The sequence below is a fragment of the Microbispora corallina genome (assembly GCF_016863035.1).
GTDB lineage: Bacteria > Actinomycetota > Actinomycetes > Streptosporangiales > Streptosporangiaceae > Microbispora > Microbispora corallina.
Genome location: NZ_BOOC01000009.1, coordinates 118485 through 134349, shown reverse-complemented (window position 1 = coordinate 134349; position 15865 = coordinate 118485). Strand labels below are relative to the sequence as shown.

General features: G+C 74.1%; 11 protein-coding genes. 4 read left to right on the top strand and 7 right to left on the bottom strand.

Annotation, left to right across the window (positions count from 1 at the left end; genetic code table 11):
• Positions 1-53: 53 nt before the first annotated feature.
• The 4 genes from Mco01_RS12845 to Mco01_RS12830 form a co-directional block, all read right to left on the bottom strand.
• Positions 54-959, bottom strand: a complete 906-nt coding sequence (locus Mco01_RS12845; RefSeq protein ID WP_204057115.1) for a TauD/TfdA dioxygenase family protein — start codon at positions 957-959, stop codon at positions 54-56.
• Positions 960-1152: 193 nt separating this feature from the next.
• The gene (locus Mco01_RS12840; protein WP_204057114.1) at positions 1153-4362 is read right to left on the bottom strand and encodes an ATP-binding protein; all 3210 of its coding nucleotides are present in this window, start codon (positions 4360-4362) and stop codon (positions 1153-1155) included.
• A 63-nt stretch (positions 4363-4425) separates the two neighbouring features.
• Positions 4426-5760: an ATP-binding protein gene (locus tag Mco01_RS12835; RefSeq protein ID WP_204057113.1), complete on the bottom strand. Its 1335-nt coding sequence runs from the start codon at positions 5758-5760 to the stop codon at positions 4426-4428.
• A 49-nt stretch (positions 5761-5809) separates the two neighbouring features.
• A complete protein-coding gene (locus tag Mco01_RS12830; RefSeq protein WP_204057112.1) occupies positions 5810-6493 on the bottom strand; it encodes a response regulator transcription factor in 684 nt (227 codons plus the stop codon).
• A gap of 115 nt (positions 6494-6608) precedes the next feature.
• On the opposite strand from Mco01_RS12830, the gene Mco01_RS12825 reads away from it, so the two are divergent.
• The gene (locus Mco01_RS12825) at positions 6609-7208 is read left to right on the top strand and encodes a hypothetical protein (RefSeq protein ID WP_204057111.1); all 600 of its coding nucleotides are present in this window, start codon (positions 6609-6611) and stop codon (positions 7206-7208) included.
• A gap of 13 nt (positions 7209-7221) precedes the next feature.
• Here Mco01_RS12825 and Mco01_RS12820 read toward each other — a convergent pair whose 3' ends face one another.
• Positions 7222-7893: a DUF305 domain-containing protein gene (locus Mco01_RS12820; RefSeq protein WP_204057110.1), complete on the bottom strand. Its 672-nt coding sequence runs from the start codon at positions 7891-7893 to the stop codon at positions 7222-7224.
• Between the two features lie 508 nt (positions 7894-8401).
• Here Mco01_RS12820 and Mco01_RS12815 point away from each other — a divergent pair.
• Both Mco01_RS12815 and Mco01_RS12810 read left to right on the top strand, forming a co-directional pair.
• Positions 8402-9406 carry a LacI family DNA-binding transcriptional regulator gene (locus tag Mco01_RS12815; RefSeq protein WP_204057109.1) on the top strand — a complete coding sequence of 335 codons (1005 nt, stop codon included), beginning with the start codon at positions 8402-8404 and terminating at the stop codon, positions 9404-9406.
• Entirely contained in the window at positions 9393-10847 is a 1455-nt protein-coding gene (locus Mco01_RS12810) for a serine/threonine-protein kinase (protein WP_204057108.1), read from the top strand. The genes Mco01_RS12815 and Mco01_RS12810 overlap by 14 nt, the downstream gene beginning before the upstream one ends.
• Positions 10848-11031: 184 nt before the next feature.
• Here the strand turns inward: Mco01_RS12810 and Mco01_RS12805 are convergent, their stop codons facing one another.
• Both Mco01_RS12805 and Mco01_RS12800 read right to left on the bottom strand, forming a co-directional pair.
• On the bottom strand, positions 11032-13500 hold the full coding sequence (locus Mco01_RS12805) for a PQQ-dependent sugar dehydrogenase (protein ID WP_204057107.1): 2469 nt from the start codon (positions 13498-13500) through the stop codon (positions 11032-11034).
• A gap of 204 nt (positions 13501-13704) precedes the next feature.
• Entirely contained in the window at positions 13705-15282 is a 1578-nt protein-coding gene (locus tag Mco01_RS12800; RefSeq protein WP_239103567.1) for a beta-N-acetylhexosaminidase, read from the bottom strand.
• 148 nt (positions 15283-15430) lie between these two features.
• On the opposite strand from Mco01_RS12800, the gene mscL reads away from it, so the two are divergent.
• Positions 15431-15859: a large conductance mechanosensitive channel protein MscL gene (gene mscL / locus Mco01_RS12795; RefSeq protein ID WP_204057106.1), complete on the top strand. Its 429-nt coding sequence runs from the start codon at positions 15431-15433 to the stop codon at positions 15857-15859.
• Positions 15860-15865 lie beyond the last annotated feature (6 nt).

Here is a 15865-nt window from a genome sequence, read left to right as displayed (position 1 = left end):
TGGAAAGGGGTGAACGCCGCAAATGGGCGTTCACCCCTGTGATCTCCCCGAAATCAGGCCGCGACCTCGGAATACTCCGCGGCGTCTCCGCGCAGGACGGTCGAGGGGCGCCCGTCGACGCCCACCGGAACGTCCCCGGCGACGGTCACGCGCTGCAGCCGCCGCGGCTGGGCGCCGAAGTCGTGGATCACCCGGTGCTGGGTCGCCCGGTTGTCCCAGACCGCGACGTCGCCGGGCGCCCAGTGCCAGCGGACCGTGTTCTCGACCTTGGTCACCTGCTGCTGGATCAGCCGGATGACCGCCTCCGACACGTCGGAGGGGTGGCCGGCGATCCGCCGCGCGAAGTCGCCGAGCAGGATCGACCGCTCCCCCGTCTCGGGGTGGACCCGGACGACCGGGTGCTCGGTCTCGTACACGGTGGAGGCGAAGACCTCGGCGTGCGCCTTCGCCCGCTCCGGGTCGTCGGCGAACGCGATGCGGGCGTAGTCGTAGGCGTTGGTGTGCACCGCACGCAGCCGTTCCACCAGCTCGCGCAGCTCGGCCGGAAGGTCGAGGTAGGCGGCCACGGTGTTGGCCCACAGGGTGTCGCCCCCGGCGGACGGCACCTCGATCGCGCGCAGCACCGACGCCTGCGGCGGCCGGTCAACGAACGTGACGTCGGTGTGCCAGCGGTCCACCTTCTGGCCGCTGCGGTAGTCGAGGTCGAGGATGTTGCGGTGCCCGTCGAGCGAGGGCACGGTCGGGTGCGCCGTCGTGAGCGGGCCGAGCAGCCCGGCGAAGGCCACCTGCCCCTCGGCGTCGAGGTGGTCCTGCCCCCGGAAGAAGATCACCTTGTACCGGAGCAGCGCGTTCCTGATCTCCTTCAGGGTGGCCCCGTCCAGGTCGCCTCCGAGCTTCACGCCGGAGACGGTCGCCCCGATGCGGCCGGCGACAGGAGAGATGTGCAGGTCATCGGACATGTCTTGAGCGCCTTTCCTTTGTCGTCCAGTACGGCCTCGCCGTACGAAGGGGAGAGCGGGGATCAGGCGGTGCGACACAGGGCGCTGGCCACGCGGCAGAAGTCCACGTGGCCGCGCCGGGTGAGCCCCTCGGATGGCGTCATGGGACCGACGCTAACCCGGTATTCCATGTAAAGCAAGTAGGTTTTGCTGGTTATGGTCCGGCGAGCAGGTCGAGGACGGCCCGCTCGTACACGAGCGCGCCGGACCGGCGGACGAAGCCGAGGGCCGACCGCAGGCGGGCGGCCGCCTCCTCCCGCTCGCCGAGGGCCAGCGCCAGGCGGCCGAGGCACAGATCGGCCACCGACCACCCGAGCAGCCGTCCCGCGTTCGGCGCCAGCCGGTCCCGGAGGTCCCTGGCCGCCCTTCCGACGTCCACGGCGGCGCGGACCGCCGGATCCGCGGACGCCAGGGAGAGGCAGACCTCGCTGAGCACGTCGGGGATGAACCGGTACGCCAGGTCGCCCTCCACGTCGGCGAAGCCGTCGCGGGCCAGCCCGGCGAACGCCTCCGCGGCCTCCGCGAGCCTGCCGAGGTCGAGCAGTGCGGCGCAGCGCAGCACCCGCCAGCCCGGCTGGCCGGGGCGGTCCTCCAGCGCCCGGCCGGCCAGGTCGAGCGCCCGCGCCGCGTCGCCGCGCGCCCGTGCGACCACGCAGCGGAAGACGCGGGCGCGCAGCTCGGCGTCGTCGCGCCCGAGGCCGCCCTCGGGATGGACCCGGGCCGACTCCGCGGCCTCCGCGAGCGCCCGGTCGAGGTCGCCGCCCAGGTAGGCCCGGACGGCGGACAGCCAGGCCGCGAGGCTGAGCAGGGCGGGCTGCCGCACCCTGCGGGCCGTGTCCGCCAGCCACTCCAGGAGGGGGTCGGCCGCCACCGTCTCGCCCTGCTTGACCAGCTCGAAGTACTCCGCCTCCCGCGCCAGCCACTCGGCGACCAGGTCGCCCGTGCGCGCCGCGACCTCGGCCATCTCGTCGATCGCGGCCTGCCGCTCGGCGTGCCCTGCCACGCCGCGCGACAGGATCTCGTACGCGCTGAGCCCGCGCAGCAGCGCCCGGTCGTCGCCGCGCCGCCGGGCCAGTCGTACGGCCTCGGACGCGAGGGCGACGCTCTCCTCGACGGGACGGGAGAAGTAGCCGGTGACCGCGGAGGCGGCGAGGAGCTGAGCCCGCCAGGGCGAGCGGTCGTCCCGCTGGGCCCGCAGGGCCGCCTCGATCCCGGCGGCGAGGGAGCCGCCCGCCGCCCACTCCTCGTACCCCGCCCAGGAGAGCGGATCGGAGCGGCCGAGGGCGGCGCGGGCGAGCCGCTCGTCGTCGCCGAGGCGCGCGGCGATCCCGGCCGCCTCCTCCAGCGCGGCGTGCGCCCGGCCCGTCGACCCGGCCGCCGACAGCGCGTCGGCCAGGTCCAGCAGCAGGTCGCAGTGGAGCGCCGGGTCCGCCGGGGAGAGCCGGTCGACGAGCGCGACGGCCTCCCGCAGGTGCCCCGCGGCGTCCTCGTGGGCGAACTGGGTGGTCGCGTGGGCGGCGGCCCGGCGCGCGCAGGCGATCGCCACCTCCGGCGTGCCGGAGACCGGCAGCCCCTCGCGGTAGTGGTGGGCCAGCTCCGCGGGATGGGTGCCGCGCCGTTCGAGCGCGGCGGCGATCCGCGCGTGGACCCTGCGCCGGCCCAGCGGCGGGAGGCCGTCGCGCAGGGCCTCGCGCACGATGTCGTGGGCGAACCGGTACACCAGGTCGCGCTCGACGAGCAGCCGTGCCCGGACCGCGGCGTCGAGCACGTCGAGCGCCGCGTCGCGCGGCACGCCGGCCACGTCGAGCAGGACGTCCAGGCCCGCCTCGCGGCCGAGCAGCGCGGCGGCCGCCAGGACCTCGGAGGCGCCCGGCGGCAGCGCCGCCACCCGGGCCGCGACCACGTCGGCGACCGCGCCGGGCGCGTCCTCCCCCAGGTGGGCGACCTCGCCGAGGAAGAACGGGTTGCCGCCGGTCCGCCTGGCCACCTCCGCCGCCCGCGCGGCGTCGGCGCCCGCCCTGCGCAGGTACTCGGCGACGTCGTCCTCCCCCAGGCCGCCCAGCGTCACCCGCTCGACCTGCGGGAGCCGGACGAGCGTGCCGAGGGTCCGCGCCAGCGGGGCGCCCACCTCGGTGTCCCGGTACGTCGCGACCACGGTCAGCCCCGGACACGGACGGGTCGTGGCCAGGAACTCCAGCAGCCGGAGCGACGACGGGTCGGCCCACTGGATGTCGTCGAGCACGACCAGGACCCGGCCGACGTCGCCCATCAGCCGGGCGAACGCGTCGTACAGGGCGAACTCCCCCTTCGCCCCCAGCATCTCGGCCAGCTCGCCCCGCCGCCCGGTGAGCCGCCGTACGGCCTGGGCCCAGGGCCAGAAGGGCGGCGCGCCCGGGCCGTCCCAGCAGCGGCCGGTCGCGGAGCGGGGCGCCAGGCGGGCCGCCTCCTCGGCGAGGGCCGTCTTGCCGATGCCGGGCTCCCCGGCGAGCAGGACCATCCGGTCCTCCCCCGCCCCGGCCGCCCGGCGCAGCACCTCGTGCTCGGCCGCGCGTCCGACCAGACGGCCGTCCGCCCCCATGGGCGCGGCGGGGGCCCGGGGCGTGAGCGAGGGGTCCTGCGCGAGGATCCGCCGTTCGAGGTCGCGGGAGCGGGGATCGGGGTCGAGCCCCAGCTCCGTCACGAGCACGCGGCGGCCCTCCGCCAGGAACGCCAGCGCCTCGGCCTGCCGCCCGGCCTGATAGAGCGCGTGGGCGTGCAGGCGGCCCAGGCGCTCGCGCAGCGGGTGGGCGCCGGTGAGCCGGGCGAGCTCGGGCACGAGCTCCGGGCCGAGCCCGCGCGCGAGGTCCGCCTCGGCCGCGTCCTCCAGGATCGTCAGCCGCAGCTCGGTGAGGTGGGTGATCTCGTCGCGGGCCCACGCCTCGCCTTCGAACCCGGTCAGCGGCTCTCCCCGCCACTCGCTGAGGGCCAGCCGCAGCTCACGGGAGCCGCCGGCGTGGTCGCCCGCAGTCAGCAGCCGCCTGCCCTCGGCGAGCCGGGCGGTCGCCCTGGTCAGGTCGAGCGCGCCGGCCGGGATCTCCATCGCGTACCCGCCCGGCCTGCTGACCAGCACGGACGACGCGCTCCTGCGGGTCCGCCCGGGTTCGAGGACCCGGCGCAGCTTCGACACGTACGCCTGGACGGTGGTGACGGCGCCGCCCGGGGCGCCACCGGGCCACAGCGCGCCGATGACGGCCGCCGTGCTGACCGGGCGCGGCGCGGCGAGCAGGCACAGCGCCAGCACTGCGCGCTGCTGGGACGGCCCGGCGTCGAGCGGCGTTCCCTCCTCGTCGAGGACGGTCACCGGTCCGAGAAGCCGGAACTCCACCACGTCTCCCTCGTCCGCGTCTCCCGCGAGCGTATCCGCCCGGGGAGGCATGACCCTCCGGCGTCAGAGGCCGGCGTGCCGGCGCCCGGCCCGGCGGCGCCGCAGCAGGCCGCCGCGCGGGGCGGCGGCTCGGCCGTCTGTCCTCAGCCAGAGTCCGACCCCCGTGCCGCCGAGCGAGGAGGGCTCGATGCGCACGCCGCCGCCGGTCGACTCGGCGAGGCGGCGGGCGATGTCCAGGCCGAGCCCCGTCGAGCCCGCGCCGCTGTGCCCGCGCCTCAGCGCGCCCTCGGGGTCGGCGATGCCCGGCCCGGCGTCGGCGACGAGGACGCCCACCATGCCGGCCCCCCGGTGCAGGGTGACGCGGAAGGCCGCCCCGTGCGGGGTGTGCCGGAACACGTTGCCGAGCAGCACGTCGACGGCCGCCCCCAGCTCTGCCGCGGCCACCGGCACGGGGCTGGGCGCCTCGGCTCCCACCAGCTGCCAGGGCCGGTCCTGGTCCTCCGCCAGCGCCGACCAGAACGACAGCCGCTCCCGCAGCACCTCGGCCGCGTCGCAGCGGGCCTGCGCCGGCCGGGACGGCCGCCGGGCCGCCTCGATGATCTCGTCGACCGCCCGCTCCAGCCGGTCGATCGCGAGCCGCCGCTCCTCGGCCTCCGGCCCCGTCCCCCCGCCGAGGTTGAGCCGCAGCGCCGTCAGCGGCGTGCGCAGGCGGTGGGACAGGTCGGCGGCCAGCTCCCGTTCCGCCGCGAGCAGCCCGGCCACCTGGTCGGCCATCGTGTTGAAGGCCCTGCCCGCCGCCACCAGCTCCGGCGGGCCGTCGGGCCTGATGCGCACGCTCAGGTCGCCCGCTCCGAGCGACGCGGCCGCGTCGCCAAGCCGCCGCGCGGCCCGTACGACCCTCGCCCCCAGCCGGTCGGCCACCACGACCGAGCCCGCGACCAGGGTGAGCGCCACACCGGTCAGCACCGCCCAGGAGGTGGTGACGCCACGGGAGGCGGCGTCCCCCGGGGCGTACACCTCGACCACGGCGCGGCGCGACCCCTCCAGGGCCACCGGCCTGAGCAGCACGTACCCGTCGCGCACCGGCACGGTCCGCGAGCGCTCCCACGCCCCGGCCACGTCGGCCGGCGAGACCCGCGACGAGCCGACGGTGGCGCCGCCCGGCAGGTGGACGGCGATGCGGTCGGTCCCGGCGGGCGTGCTGGCCAGCGCGCGCTCGAGCGCGACGGCGTCGTCGGTCACGACGAGGGCGGGGACGATCGTGCCCGCCTGCCGCTCGGCGTCCGCGAGCGCCCGGGTCTCCGCGATCTCCTTCACGGCCACGGCCAGCGGGATGAGGAAGGCCAGCGCCACCATCGCGGTGACCGCCACCGCCACCAGGGCCAGGCTCCGCCTCACGGCCCGCCCCGGCTCTCCCCGCCCGGCCGCCGCGCGCGGCGTACGGCGGTCACGGCGCCGCGGGAGCGGTGAGCCGGACGCCGACCCCCCGGACGGTGTGCAGGTAGCGGGGCCGCGACGCGCTCTCCCCCAGCTTGCGGCGCAGCCACGACAGGTGGACGTCGATCGTCTGGTCGTCGCCGTACGACTGCCGCCACACCTCGGTCAGCAGCTCCTTGCGGGAGACCACCCGGTCCGGCCGGGCGCACAGGTAGGCGAGCAGGTCGAACTCCCGCCGGGTGAGATCGAGCGCGGTCCCGTCGAGGCGGGCCTCCCTGCGGTCCGCGTCGACGACGAGGCCGCCCACCCGGACGACCCGTGACGGCGCCGCCGCCCTGGCCCTGCGCAGCACGGCCTCCAGCCGGGCGTTCAGGTGGTCGCCGGAGAACGGTTTGACCAGGTAGTCGTCCGCGCCGTCCCGAAGCAGCCGGACGATCTCGGCCTCGTCGTCCCGGGCCGTGGCCACGATCACCGGCACGTCGGAGATCGCCCGCAGCATCTTGAGCGCCTCCGCGCCGTCGAGGTCGGGCAGCCCGAGGTCGAGCACGACCACGTCGGGAGCCGCATGCGCGACCTCCCGCAGCGCGTCGAGCGCGCGGCCCGCGCTGCGGACGACATGGCTCCGGCCGGTCAGGTCGCGGATGATCGCGGAACGGACGAACTCGTCGTCCTCCACCAGCAGAACGGTCGCCATGGCCCAGAAACGTACACGGACGCACCACGGCTCGTACCGCTTTGCCGGGGCAAGGAAGCTTTGTCCGCCGATGTCCCCGGCGGATGACCACGGGGGCCACTAGAGTGAGCGGCCGATGAAACGGGCTCTCGGCTACACACTCGCCTGGTGCGGGGCGACCGCGCTCGCCGTCGGCGTCTCGTGGCTGGGCGTGCGCGACGTGCTGCGCAGCGCGGTGCTCGACGAGGCGCCCCTCGCCCCGCTCGTCGCCGTCGCCGCGGCGAGCCCTTCAGGCGCCGGGGTCACGGCCATCGGGACTCCGGCCGCGGACCGGGCGACGGAGGAGCCCGCGGGCGAGCCCCCGTCCCCGTCCCCGCCTCCGGTCCGCCCGACGCCGTCCGCGCGCCCGGGCGGCCGCCCGTCCCCCTCTCCCGCCAGGAGCGCGCGGCCCACGGTGACTCCGCGCCCGTCCCGTACGGCCGCCCCGCCCACCGCGAAGGCGGCCGCGAGCGGCGAGACTCTGCACACCTTCACGCTCAAGGGCGGCCGGGCGACGATCGCGGTCACCGCCAGGGACTGCCGGGTGGTGACCGCGACGCCGAACGACGGCTACGAGGTCAGGGTCTGGGAGACGGACAGCTGGCTCAGGGTCGCCTTCCTCCAGGCGCCCCACGAGTCGTCCGCGTTCTGCACCTGGAACGCCCTGCCGCCGCGCCTGGACACCTACGAGAACTGATCCCGGCCCTCGCTCACTTGAGCTTGGCGAGGTAGGAGCGCATCTCCTTCACCTCGGCGGCCTGCGTGGCCGAGATCGAGGCGGCCATCTGCTTGGCGTCCGCGTACACACCGCGGGCCTGCTCGGTGTCGGCGAGCCGGATCGCCCCGCCGTGGTGCTCGATCATCATCGTGACGAACATCTTGTCGAACGCGCTGCCCGACGCCTTGGCGAGCGCCGCGATCTCCGCGGGCGACTGCATCCCCGGCATCCGGTGGTCGCGCGGCAGCGGCTCCTCCCCCCACTTGTCGAGCCACCCCTTGAGCGTGCGGATCTCGGGGTCCTGCGCGTCGATGACCCGGGACGCCAGGTCCCTGATCCAGGGGTCCATCGCGTGCGTCTGCGCGAGCGTCGCCATGTCGATGGCCTGGAGGTGGTGGGGGATCACCATCCGGGCGAACGAGACGTCCGCGGCGTTGTATCCGGCGGCCGGCGTCTCGGGAGCCGCCGCGCCGGGAGTCGTGGCGCCGGGCGCCGGCGTCTCCTGGACCGGCGTCTCCTGGACGGGGGACGTCACGGCCTCCGAGGGAGCGACGGAGACGGCGGTCGAAGGGGACGCCGGAGGGGCGGCGGCGTCCTTCCCGTCCGAGCCGCCGCAGCCGGCCAGCAGGGCGATCGCGAGCACGCCGGTTAACGTGCTCGTCACACCGGTCGGAAGGGTCCGGCGGAGGGGTTTCGTCACTTGTTGCGCCTTTCCGGTTCTTGCGGGGGAAGGCCCCGGCGCGGCCGGGAACCCCCGAGACCGAGCACGTTCGAGCCGAGCGGGAACGGGCGGGGCCGGCCGTCGGATCGGCTGCCCGTACCGAGGGACCGCAGGTCGGAGACGGTGCGCCCGCTCTCCGGGTGATCCCTCAGACCAGGACCCTACCGCCGCGCCGCGTGCCGGAGGCGGCCCTCACTCCGGGCCCGGATGATAGCGATCACACCGGAAAAACAAGCTATTTCCCGACATAATGGGATTATTCACCTATTAAATCTAGGGTTCTGGTTCCGCTGCGCGGGAGACGTGCTCTAGCCTCCAACCGTGCGCTTGGGCCATGAAACTCTACGAAAGGTTTCACACCGAGGAAACCTCTGTTGACACGAGCGAAACAGTGATACTTTCGCTTGGGAGCGCTCCCAAGCCGTGTGAAACTTCGGGCCGAGGAGACCGGATGGCCGATCTTCCCACCCTCGCAGAGGTAGCCGCCGCAGCCGGCGTCTCCCCGGCAACAGCTTCCCGGGTCCTGACCGGCTCGGTACGCGTGACCACATCGACCCGCCGGCAGGTCCACGACGCGATGTCGCGCCTGGGCTACGTCCGGCGCCGGGCCCCCCGGGGCTCGGCCGGCAGGCGGGCCGAGCAGATCATCGCGGCCGTCGTCTGCGAGCACAGTCCACGCCTGTTCAGCGAGCCCTTCTACGCGCGACTGCTGTCGGCCTGCGAGGAGGTCCTCGCGAGTCACGGGGTCCCGCTGGTCCTGATGACGGCGACCCCCGCCACCGCCTCGATCGCCGCCCCGCCGCTGGTCGCGGGCGCCGCGGACGCCGTCCTCCTGGTCGGCGCGCGGGCCCGGCACCCGCTCGCGGTCACGCTGGCCGCGTCCGGCATACCGGTGCGCTGCGCCGGCCGGCCGCCGGACGGCATCGACCTGCCGTTCGTCGACATGGACAACGTCGACGGAGGCCGGCAGGCGGCCGAGCACCTGCTGCTCAACAACCGCAGGGCCATCGCGACGATCGCCGGGCCGCCCACGCTGCCGGCCGCCCGCGACCGGCTGGAGGGCTTCCGGCAGACGCTCCGCGACGCCGGCGTGCTCGACATGCCGGTGGCGTACGGCGACTTCACCCACGCGTCGGGAGCGCACGCCATGCAGTGGCTGCTCCAGCGGGCGCCGCACCTCGACGCCGTGTTCGCGGCGTCGGACGTGATGGCGGCCGGGGCCATGCAGACGCTGCGGCGCGCCGGCCGCAAGGTGCCCGACGACGTGGCCGTGATCGGCTACGACGACGCCCCGGTCGCCCGGCACACCTCGCCGTCGTTGACCACGGTCCGCCAGCCCGTGGAGGAGATGGCGACCCTCGCCGCCCGTCTGCTGCTCATGGCGCTGGGCGACGAGGACAAGCCCAAGGGCAATCCCGTGCTGCCCACGGAACTGGTGGTTCGTGAATCGGCCTGAGCTCAAAGAAGGCGACGTCCTGACCCGTCGCTATCAGCTCAAGGAGCGGATCGCGACGGGTGGGATGTCGGTCATCTGGCGCGCCTTCGACCAGGCGCTCCAGCGGATGGTCGCGATCAAGGTCCTGGACGGCTCCCTCGACGACGAGAACCCCGGCCGGGAGCTGATCCGCCGGGAGGCCAGGGCCACCGCCCGGCTCATCCATCCCGACGCCATCGAGGTGTACGACTACGGCGAGACCGTCACCCACGGCGGCAGGCTCGCGGCGTTCGTGGTGATGCGCCTGCTGGAAGGCCGGCCCCTGGCGGACCGGATCGTGCAGGGGCCGTTGCCGTGGCCCGAGGCGGTGGCCATCGCGGCCGGGGTGGCCGAGGTCCTCGCGGCGGCCCACGACCGCGGCATCGTCCACCGCGACGTGACGCCGGAGAACGTCCTGCTGGCCGCCGACGGCCCCAAACTGCTCGACTTCGGGATCGCCGCGTTCACCGGCGACGCGGACGACCAGGTGGTGGCCGACTTCGGCACCCCGCCGTACGTCGCCCCTGAACGGCTCAAGGGGACGACCGCGGACCCGGCCGTGGACGTGTACGCCCTCGGCGTGCTGCTGTTCGAGATGCTGACCGGCGCCCCGCCGTACCCGGAGACCACCTGGGAGGCGATCGAGGCGGCCCGGCGCGAGGGTCCCCCACCCAGCCCGCAGGGGGTGCCCGGCCTCCCGCAGGAGGTGGCCGACGTCTGCCGCCGCTGCCTGGCCACCGACCCGGCCGACCGGCCGAGCGCGCGGGCGGTCGCGGCGGCGCTCTCGTCGGGCGGGCGGCCGCCCGGGCCGCGCGGGGCCGGGTGGGGGGCCGCCGCCGTCGGCGCGGTCGCCATCGGCGCCCTGCTGTGGTTCGCCCAGCACGCCGGTGACCTGGGCGGGAACCGCGCCGTCGCGCTGCCCAGCCCGTCGCCCATCGCCGAGACGGCGCAGCCTGTGATCACTCCGGACGTCCCCCGGGTCGAGGCGGTCGCCGAGCCCGGCACGGGCTCCGGTTCCTCGTCCGGCTACGCGTCCGGGGCGCCCACCCCTCATCCCACCCGCGGGATCCGCCATGAGCGGCGCGGCGTGGCGGCGAAGGCGCCCTCCACGGCCCGCAGGCCGGACGTCTCGACGTTGCCGCTGGCCACGGCGCCGGCGCCGGTCGCCCTGGACGCGGCGCTCACCCGCTTCGCCACCCTGGTGGACGGCGCGGAGGCCACGCACGACATCGACGAGGACGTGGCGCTCGACCTGAAGCAGGTGCTGCGCAACGCGGTCGCGAACGGTGAGGGCGTCGCCGCGGTCCGGGACAAGCTGACGGTGCGCTACGGCGAGGGACGGCTCCCCGCGCTGCTGAAGCAGGAGCTGGAAGCGGCCCTCACGAAGGTGGAGACGGCCCTGGCCCAGGCGAGCGGCACATGATAGTGGGAGCGCTCCCAGACGCGCTACCGAAACATTGTTACGCTGCCGCCGGGGAACCGGCGGCAGCGCCCGTGTGTCATCCCGTCTCCCCCGCGAAGAGCTCCGTGCACGCGTGAGAACCGGGGCGTACGTGCGGGCCCCCGGTCCCGTACGGCCAGGCGTGCCGGGACCGGGGGCGGCCGCGTCAGGTGATCGAGATCCGGAAGACCTTGTCGGACCCGTTCGCCGCGTTGCCGTTGTTGTCGCAGTTGGTCGTGGTCAGCCACAGCTGGTCGGCGCCGGGGACCTTGACGACGGTCCGCAGGCGCCCGTAGGTGCCGACGTAGTAGGCCGTCGCCGTGCCGACGTTCTCGGTGTCGCCGCTGATCGGGATGCGCCAGAGCCGCTCGCCGCGCAGCGCCGCCATGTAGATCACGTTGCGGACGATGGCGATGCCGCTGGGCGAGGCCTGGTCGACCGGCCAGGTCTTCTTGGGGTTGGTCATGCCGGAGACGCCGCAGGTGCCCTCACAGGTCGGCCATCCGTAGTCGGCGCCCGGCTTGATCAGGTTGAGCTCGTCGTACTGGCTGTTGCCGAACTCGGCCTCCCACAGGCGGCCGTTGCGGTCGAAGGCCAGCCCCTGCGGGTTGCGGTGGCCGTAGCTGTAGACGAGGGTCCCGAACGGGTTGCCCGGCGCCGGGGTGCCGTCGGTCCTCATCCGCAGGATCTTGCCGTTCAGCGAGGTCGTGTCCTGCGCGAGGCTCGACGTCTGGGCGTCGCCGGTGGAGGCGTACAGATAGCCGTCGGGGCCGAAGGCCAGCCGGCCGCCGTTGTGGTACTTGTTCTTCTTGATCCCCTGGACCAGGATCGTGTAGCCGCTCAGCGAGGTGCCGTTGTAGGTCATCCGGACGATCCGGTTGCCCTCCGAGGCCGTGTGGAAGAAGTACACGTAGTGGTTGGAGGCCCAGTTCGGGTCGACGGCCACGCCGAGCAGGCCGCCCTCGCCCCCGGTCGTCACGACGTTGGGCACGGTGCCGACCTGGGTCCGCGCGCCGGTGAGCGAGACCTTGAAGACCTTGAACTGTCCCGAGGTCACCTTGTCGTCCCGCTCGGTGGCCAGCGCCGACTGCCCGTCGGGCATCCAGTACAGCCCCCATGGGATCGTCCAGCCCGAGGAGATCGTGCTGACGCTCGACGGCACGCCGCCGTCCGAGCTCCCGCAGGCCGAGGTCGTGAAGCTGACCGCGTTGCTCGCCGCGGAGACGTTGCCCGCCGCGTCCAGGGCCACCACGGCCAGCGTGTACGGCGAGGCGCAGGCGAGCCCGGTGACGGTCGCCGAGGCCGCCGGCGGCGTGCCGGTGACGGTCGCGTAGACCGAGTCGCCGCTGCGCACCTCGTAGGAGGTGACCCCCACGTTGTCGGTGGACCCCGTCCACGCCAGCCTGACGCTGTTGGCCGTCACGTTCGAAGCGGTCAGCCCGGAGGGCGCGGTGGGCGCCTGGCCGTCCGTGGCGGCCAGGGTGGTGCAGGCGACGGTCTGGCTGCCGATCGACACGTTGCCGGCGGCGTCGCGGCCGAAGACCGACAGGCGGTACTGGGTGTTCGGCGTGAGACCCGTCAGCGCCGTCGAGGTCTGGCTGCCCGGCGCCTCGGCGAGCTTGTTGCCGTCGTTGTAGATGTCGTACGCCACCACGCCCACGTTGTCGGTGGAGGCGCCCCAGCTCAGGGTCAGGCCGGTGGTGGTGATCGAGCCGCACGACGGGGTGCCCGGCGTCGTGGGCGGCTGGGTGTCGCCGCCGCCGGCCGCCGAGATCGTGATCTTGTCGACGTTCGGGCCGCCGTTGGCCGTGGTCGCCGTGGCCCTGATCGTGTTCGCCCCGGCGGCCAGGTTCACCGTGAACGCGTCGTCGGCCCAGGTGTCCCAGTTCGCCGTCGCCGGGTAGGACCGGGTGCCCGCCGCCGCGCCGTTGACCGTGAGCGCTAACGGCCGGTCGATCGACGTCCCGTTGGCGTACCGCAGGGTCACCGTGGCGGCGCCCGCCGAGGCCGCGGTGACGTTCCACTCGATGTAGCCGCCGGTCGTGTTCACGTAGTCGACGAACCCGCCGCCCGTGTAGCCCGTGTGGTTGGTGGCCACGTCGGCCTGCGACAGCGTCGCGTTCTCCGCCTGGTACACCGCGGAGGGAGCGGCCACCGTGACGTCCAGGTAGTCGAGGTTCGGGTTGCCGCCGGCGCCGGTCGCGGTGACCCGGAGCGTGTGGGAGCCCGCGGCCACGTCGGCCGTGAACGTCGCGCTCGCCCAGGTGTCCCAGTCGGCCGTGGCCGCGAACGAGCGGCCGGCCGCCACGACCGTGCCGTCGACCGCGACGTCCGCCGTGCGGGCCGCCCCGGTCCCGTTGGCGTACCGGAGGACGAGCGTCGCCGTGCCCGCGCTCGCCGCCGTGAAGGTGAACTGCGTGTAGCTGCCGGCGACGTTGTCGCCGTTGACGAACCCGGTCCCGGAGAAGCCGGTGTGGTTCGACTCCACCACGCCCTGGGAGATCGTGGCGTTCTCGGCCTCGTACCGGGTGGCCGCCGCGGCGGGCCCGGCGAGGGCGACGAGGTGGACGCCGGCCAGCGCGGCGAGCGAGGCCAGCAGGACCAGGGGCCGTCGGAGGGTGCGAGGTGTCACCATATGCCCTCTCTGCCGGGCCCCGTCGCGCCTGTCTGCGAGGGCGTGGGGCCGGCGTGATCCGATGCGAGTTAGGAAAGATTCCTAACTAGAGCAATGGAAGTGGCACCCGGCACCCCGGTCAAGGCCCAATTTTCCGCCCTTCGCGCAGGTCACGGCATGCGCCGACCCCGGTACGGCACGCCGTACCGGGGCGGGCTCCGGCGCTCAGAACGGGATCTGGGGCGACCGGTAGAAGTCCACCGAGGCGGCGGTCCAGCGCGGGCCCTGGGCGGCGACGCGGGTGCGGTAGTCGGCCCAGGAGTGACTCGACGCGGGCGACCAGCCGATCTCGGCGATGCCGGGCAGCCGGGGGTAGGCCATGAACTCCAGGTCCGCCGGCTTGCGCAGGGTCTCCGTCCAGATCGGCGCCTCGACCCCGAGGACGTCGTCCTCCCCCACGCCGGTGATCAGCCGGGCCGGGTCCCAGTCGTAGGAGTCGCGCGCCTCGACCAGCCCTGCCCAGTCCTGACCGAGCGGCGTCGAGGCGGTGTACTTCATGTCCAGGTACGCGTGGTCGGCCGGCGCCATCACCAGCTTCACGCCCTTCGCGGCCGCCTCGCGGGCGTTCTCCGTGCCCTCCTGGGTGCCGGTGACCGGGTTCCAGTGCTCGGCCACCGAATCGGGGCTCACGTGGGCCCCGGCGATCTCCTCCCAGCCCATCAGGCTCTTGCCGTACCTGTGCACGATCTTCTGGACCCGGTCGACGAACGCGACGTAGTCAGCGTGCTGCGTGCTCTGCGCCTCGTCGCCGCCGAGGTCGATGTACGGCCCGGGCGTGATCTTCGCCAGCTCCCCGACGACGTCGCCGAGGAACCGGTAGGTGATCTCCTTGCCCGTGCACAGGGAGCTGAAGCCGACGTCCGTCCCCGTGTACGGCTTCCTCGCCTTGCCGTCGCAGTTCAGCTTCGCGTACGACGCCAGCGCGGCGTTGGTGTGGCCGGGCGTGTCGATCTCGGGCACCACGGTGACGTACCGCTCCCGGGCGTACCGCACGATGTCCTTGTACTCGGCCAGCGTGTAGTAGCCGCCCGGGTCCCCGTCGACGGCCGTCCGCCCGCCGACCGTCGTCAGGCGGGGCCAGCTCTTGATCGCGATCCGCCAGCCCTGGTCGTCGCTCAGGTGCAGGTGGAGCACGTTGACCTTGTAGGCGACCGCGAGGTCGATGTACCGCTTTACCTCGCCGACGTCGAAGAAGTGGCGGGCCACGTCCAGCATCGCGCCCCGGTAGGCGAAGCGGGGGTAGTCCTCGATCTCGACGCCGGCGACCTTCCACGGCCCCGGCTGCCGCGTCCGGCTCTCCACGGCGGCGGGCAGCAGCTGGCGGAGGGTCTGCACGCCCCGGAAGAGCCCCTCCCCCGAGTCCGCCCTGATCAGGACGCCGTCCGTGGAGACGGTCAGGCGGTACCCCTCGTCGCCGTGCCCCACGCCGCCGCCCGCGTCGAGCACGATGCCGGTTCCGCTCCTGACGATCGGCAGCGGGAACCCGGTCGACCGGCGCAGCACGGCCGCCAGCCCGGAAGCCGCCCGGAAGCCGTCCCCGGTCGGCACGACGATCCGCGTGGCCGCGGTGATCTCGTACGTCCCGCCGGCGGCCTGCACGGAGACGGGCTCGGGCACCAGTCCGGGAACGTTCACGGCGGACGCCCGCGTCTGCGGCGGCCCCTCCGCGGCGGTCGAGGGCTGGGCGCACGAGAGGGTGATCAGCGCCGCCGAGGCGAGGACGGCGGTGAGGCGTCGGGTCACGACGGCACCCCTAGCTGCTCGGGGGATAATTAGGAAACTTTACTTTTGCAGCCAGACCGTAGGCTCCCCGACTCCGCGCGTCAAGCCCTCCCCCGGGTGTGAACACCCCCTTGCATAGGCGGGGTCAAACGGGATAGGTCGTTGCCCCATGAGCGGATTCAAGAAGTTCCTCTTGCGCGGCAACCTCGTGGAGCTCGCCGTCGCCGTGGTCGTCGGCGCCACCTTCAGCGGCCTCATCCAGGCCCTGGTCGGCGACCTCATCACCCCCCTCATAGGCGCCATCACCGGTGGCCGCCAGCCGGACTTCTCGAGCTACAGGTTCACCCTGAACGGCTCGGTCTTCAAGTACGGCGACTTCGTCAACCACCTGCTGTCGTTCGCCATCGTGGCCGCCGTCGTCTACTGGCTGGTCGTGCTCCCCATGACCCGGGTCCTCAGCATGTTCGACAGCAAGAAGGAGGCCACGGAGAAGACGTGCCCCGAGTGCCTCAGCGACATCCCCGTCGACGCCCGCCGCTGCGCCTTCTGCACGGTCGAGCTGTCCACCGTCCCCGCCGCCGACAGGCCGCCGGCCTGACCGTTC

What these genes read in the sequence shown, in the direction of transcription:
- Mco01_RS12805 (WP_204057107.1), bottom strand. Translation starts at nt 13,500, where the DNA reads ATGGTGACACCTCGCACCCTCCGACGGCCCCTGGTCCTGCTGGCCTCG.
- Mco01_RS12825 (WP_204057111.1), top strand. Translation starts at nt 6,609, where the DNA reads ATGAAACGGGCTCTCGGCTACACACTCGCCTGGTGCGGGGCGACCGCG.
- mscL (WP_204057106.1), top strand. Translation starts at nt 15,431, where the DNA reads ATGAGCGGATTCAAGAAGTTCCTCTTGCGCGGCAACCTCGTGGAGCTC.
- Mco01_RS12845 (WP_204057115.1), bottom strand. Translation starts at nt 959, where the DNA reads ATGTCCGATGACCTGCACATCTCTCCTGTCGCCGGCCGCATCGGGGCG.
- Mco01_RS12815 (WP_204057109.1), top strand. Translation starts at nt 8,402, where the DNA reads ATGGCCGATCTTCCCACCCTCGCAGAGGTAGCCGCCGCAGCCGGCGTC.
- Mco01_RS12830 (WP_204057112.1), bottom strand. Translation starts at nt 6,493, where the DNA reads ATGGCGACCGTTCTGCTGGTGGAGGACGACGAGTTCGTCCGTTCCGCG.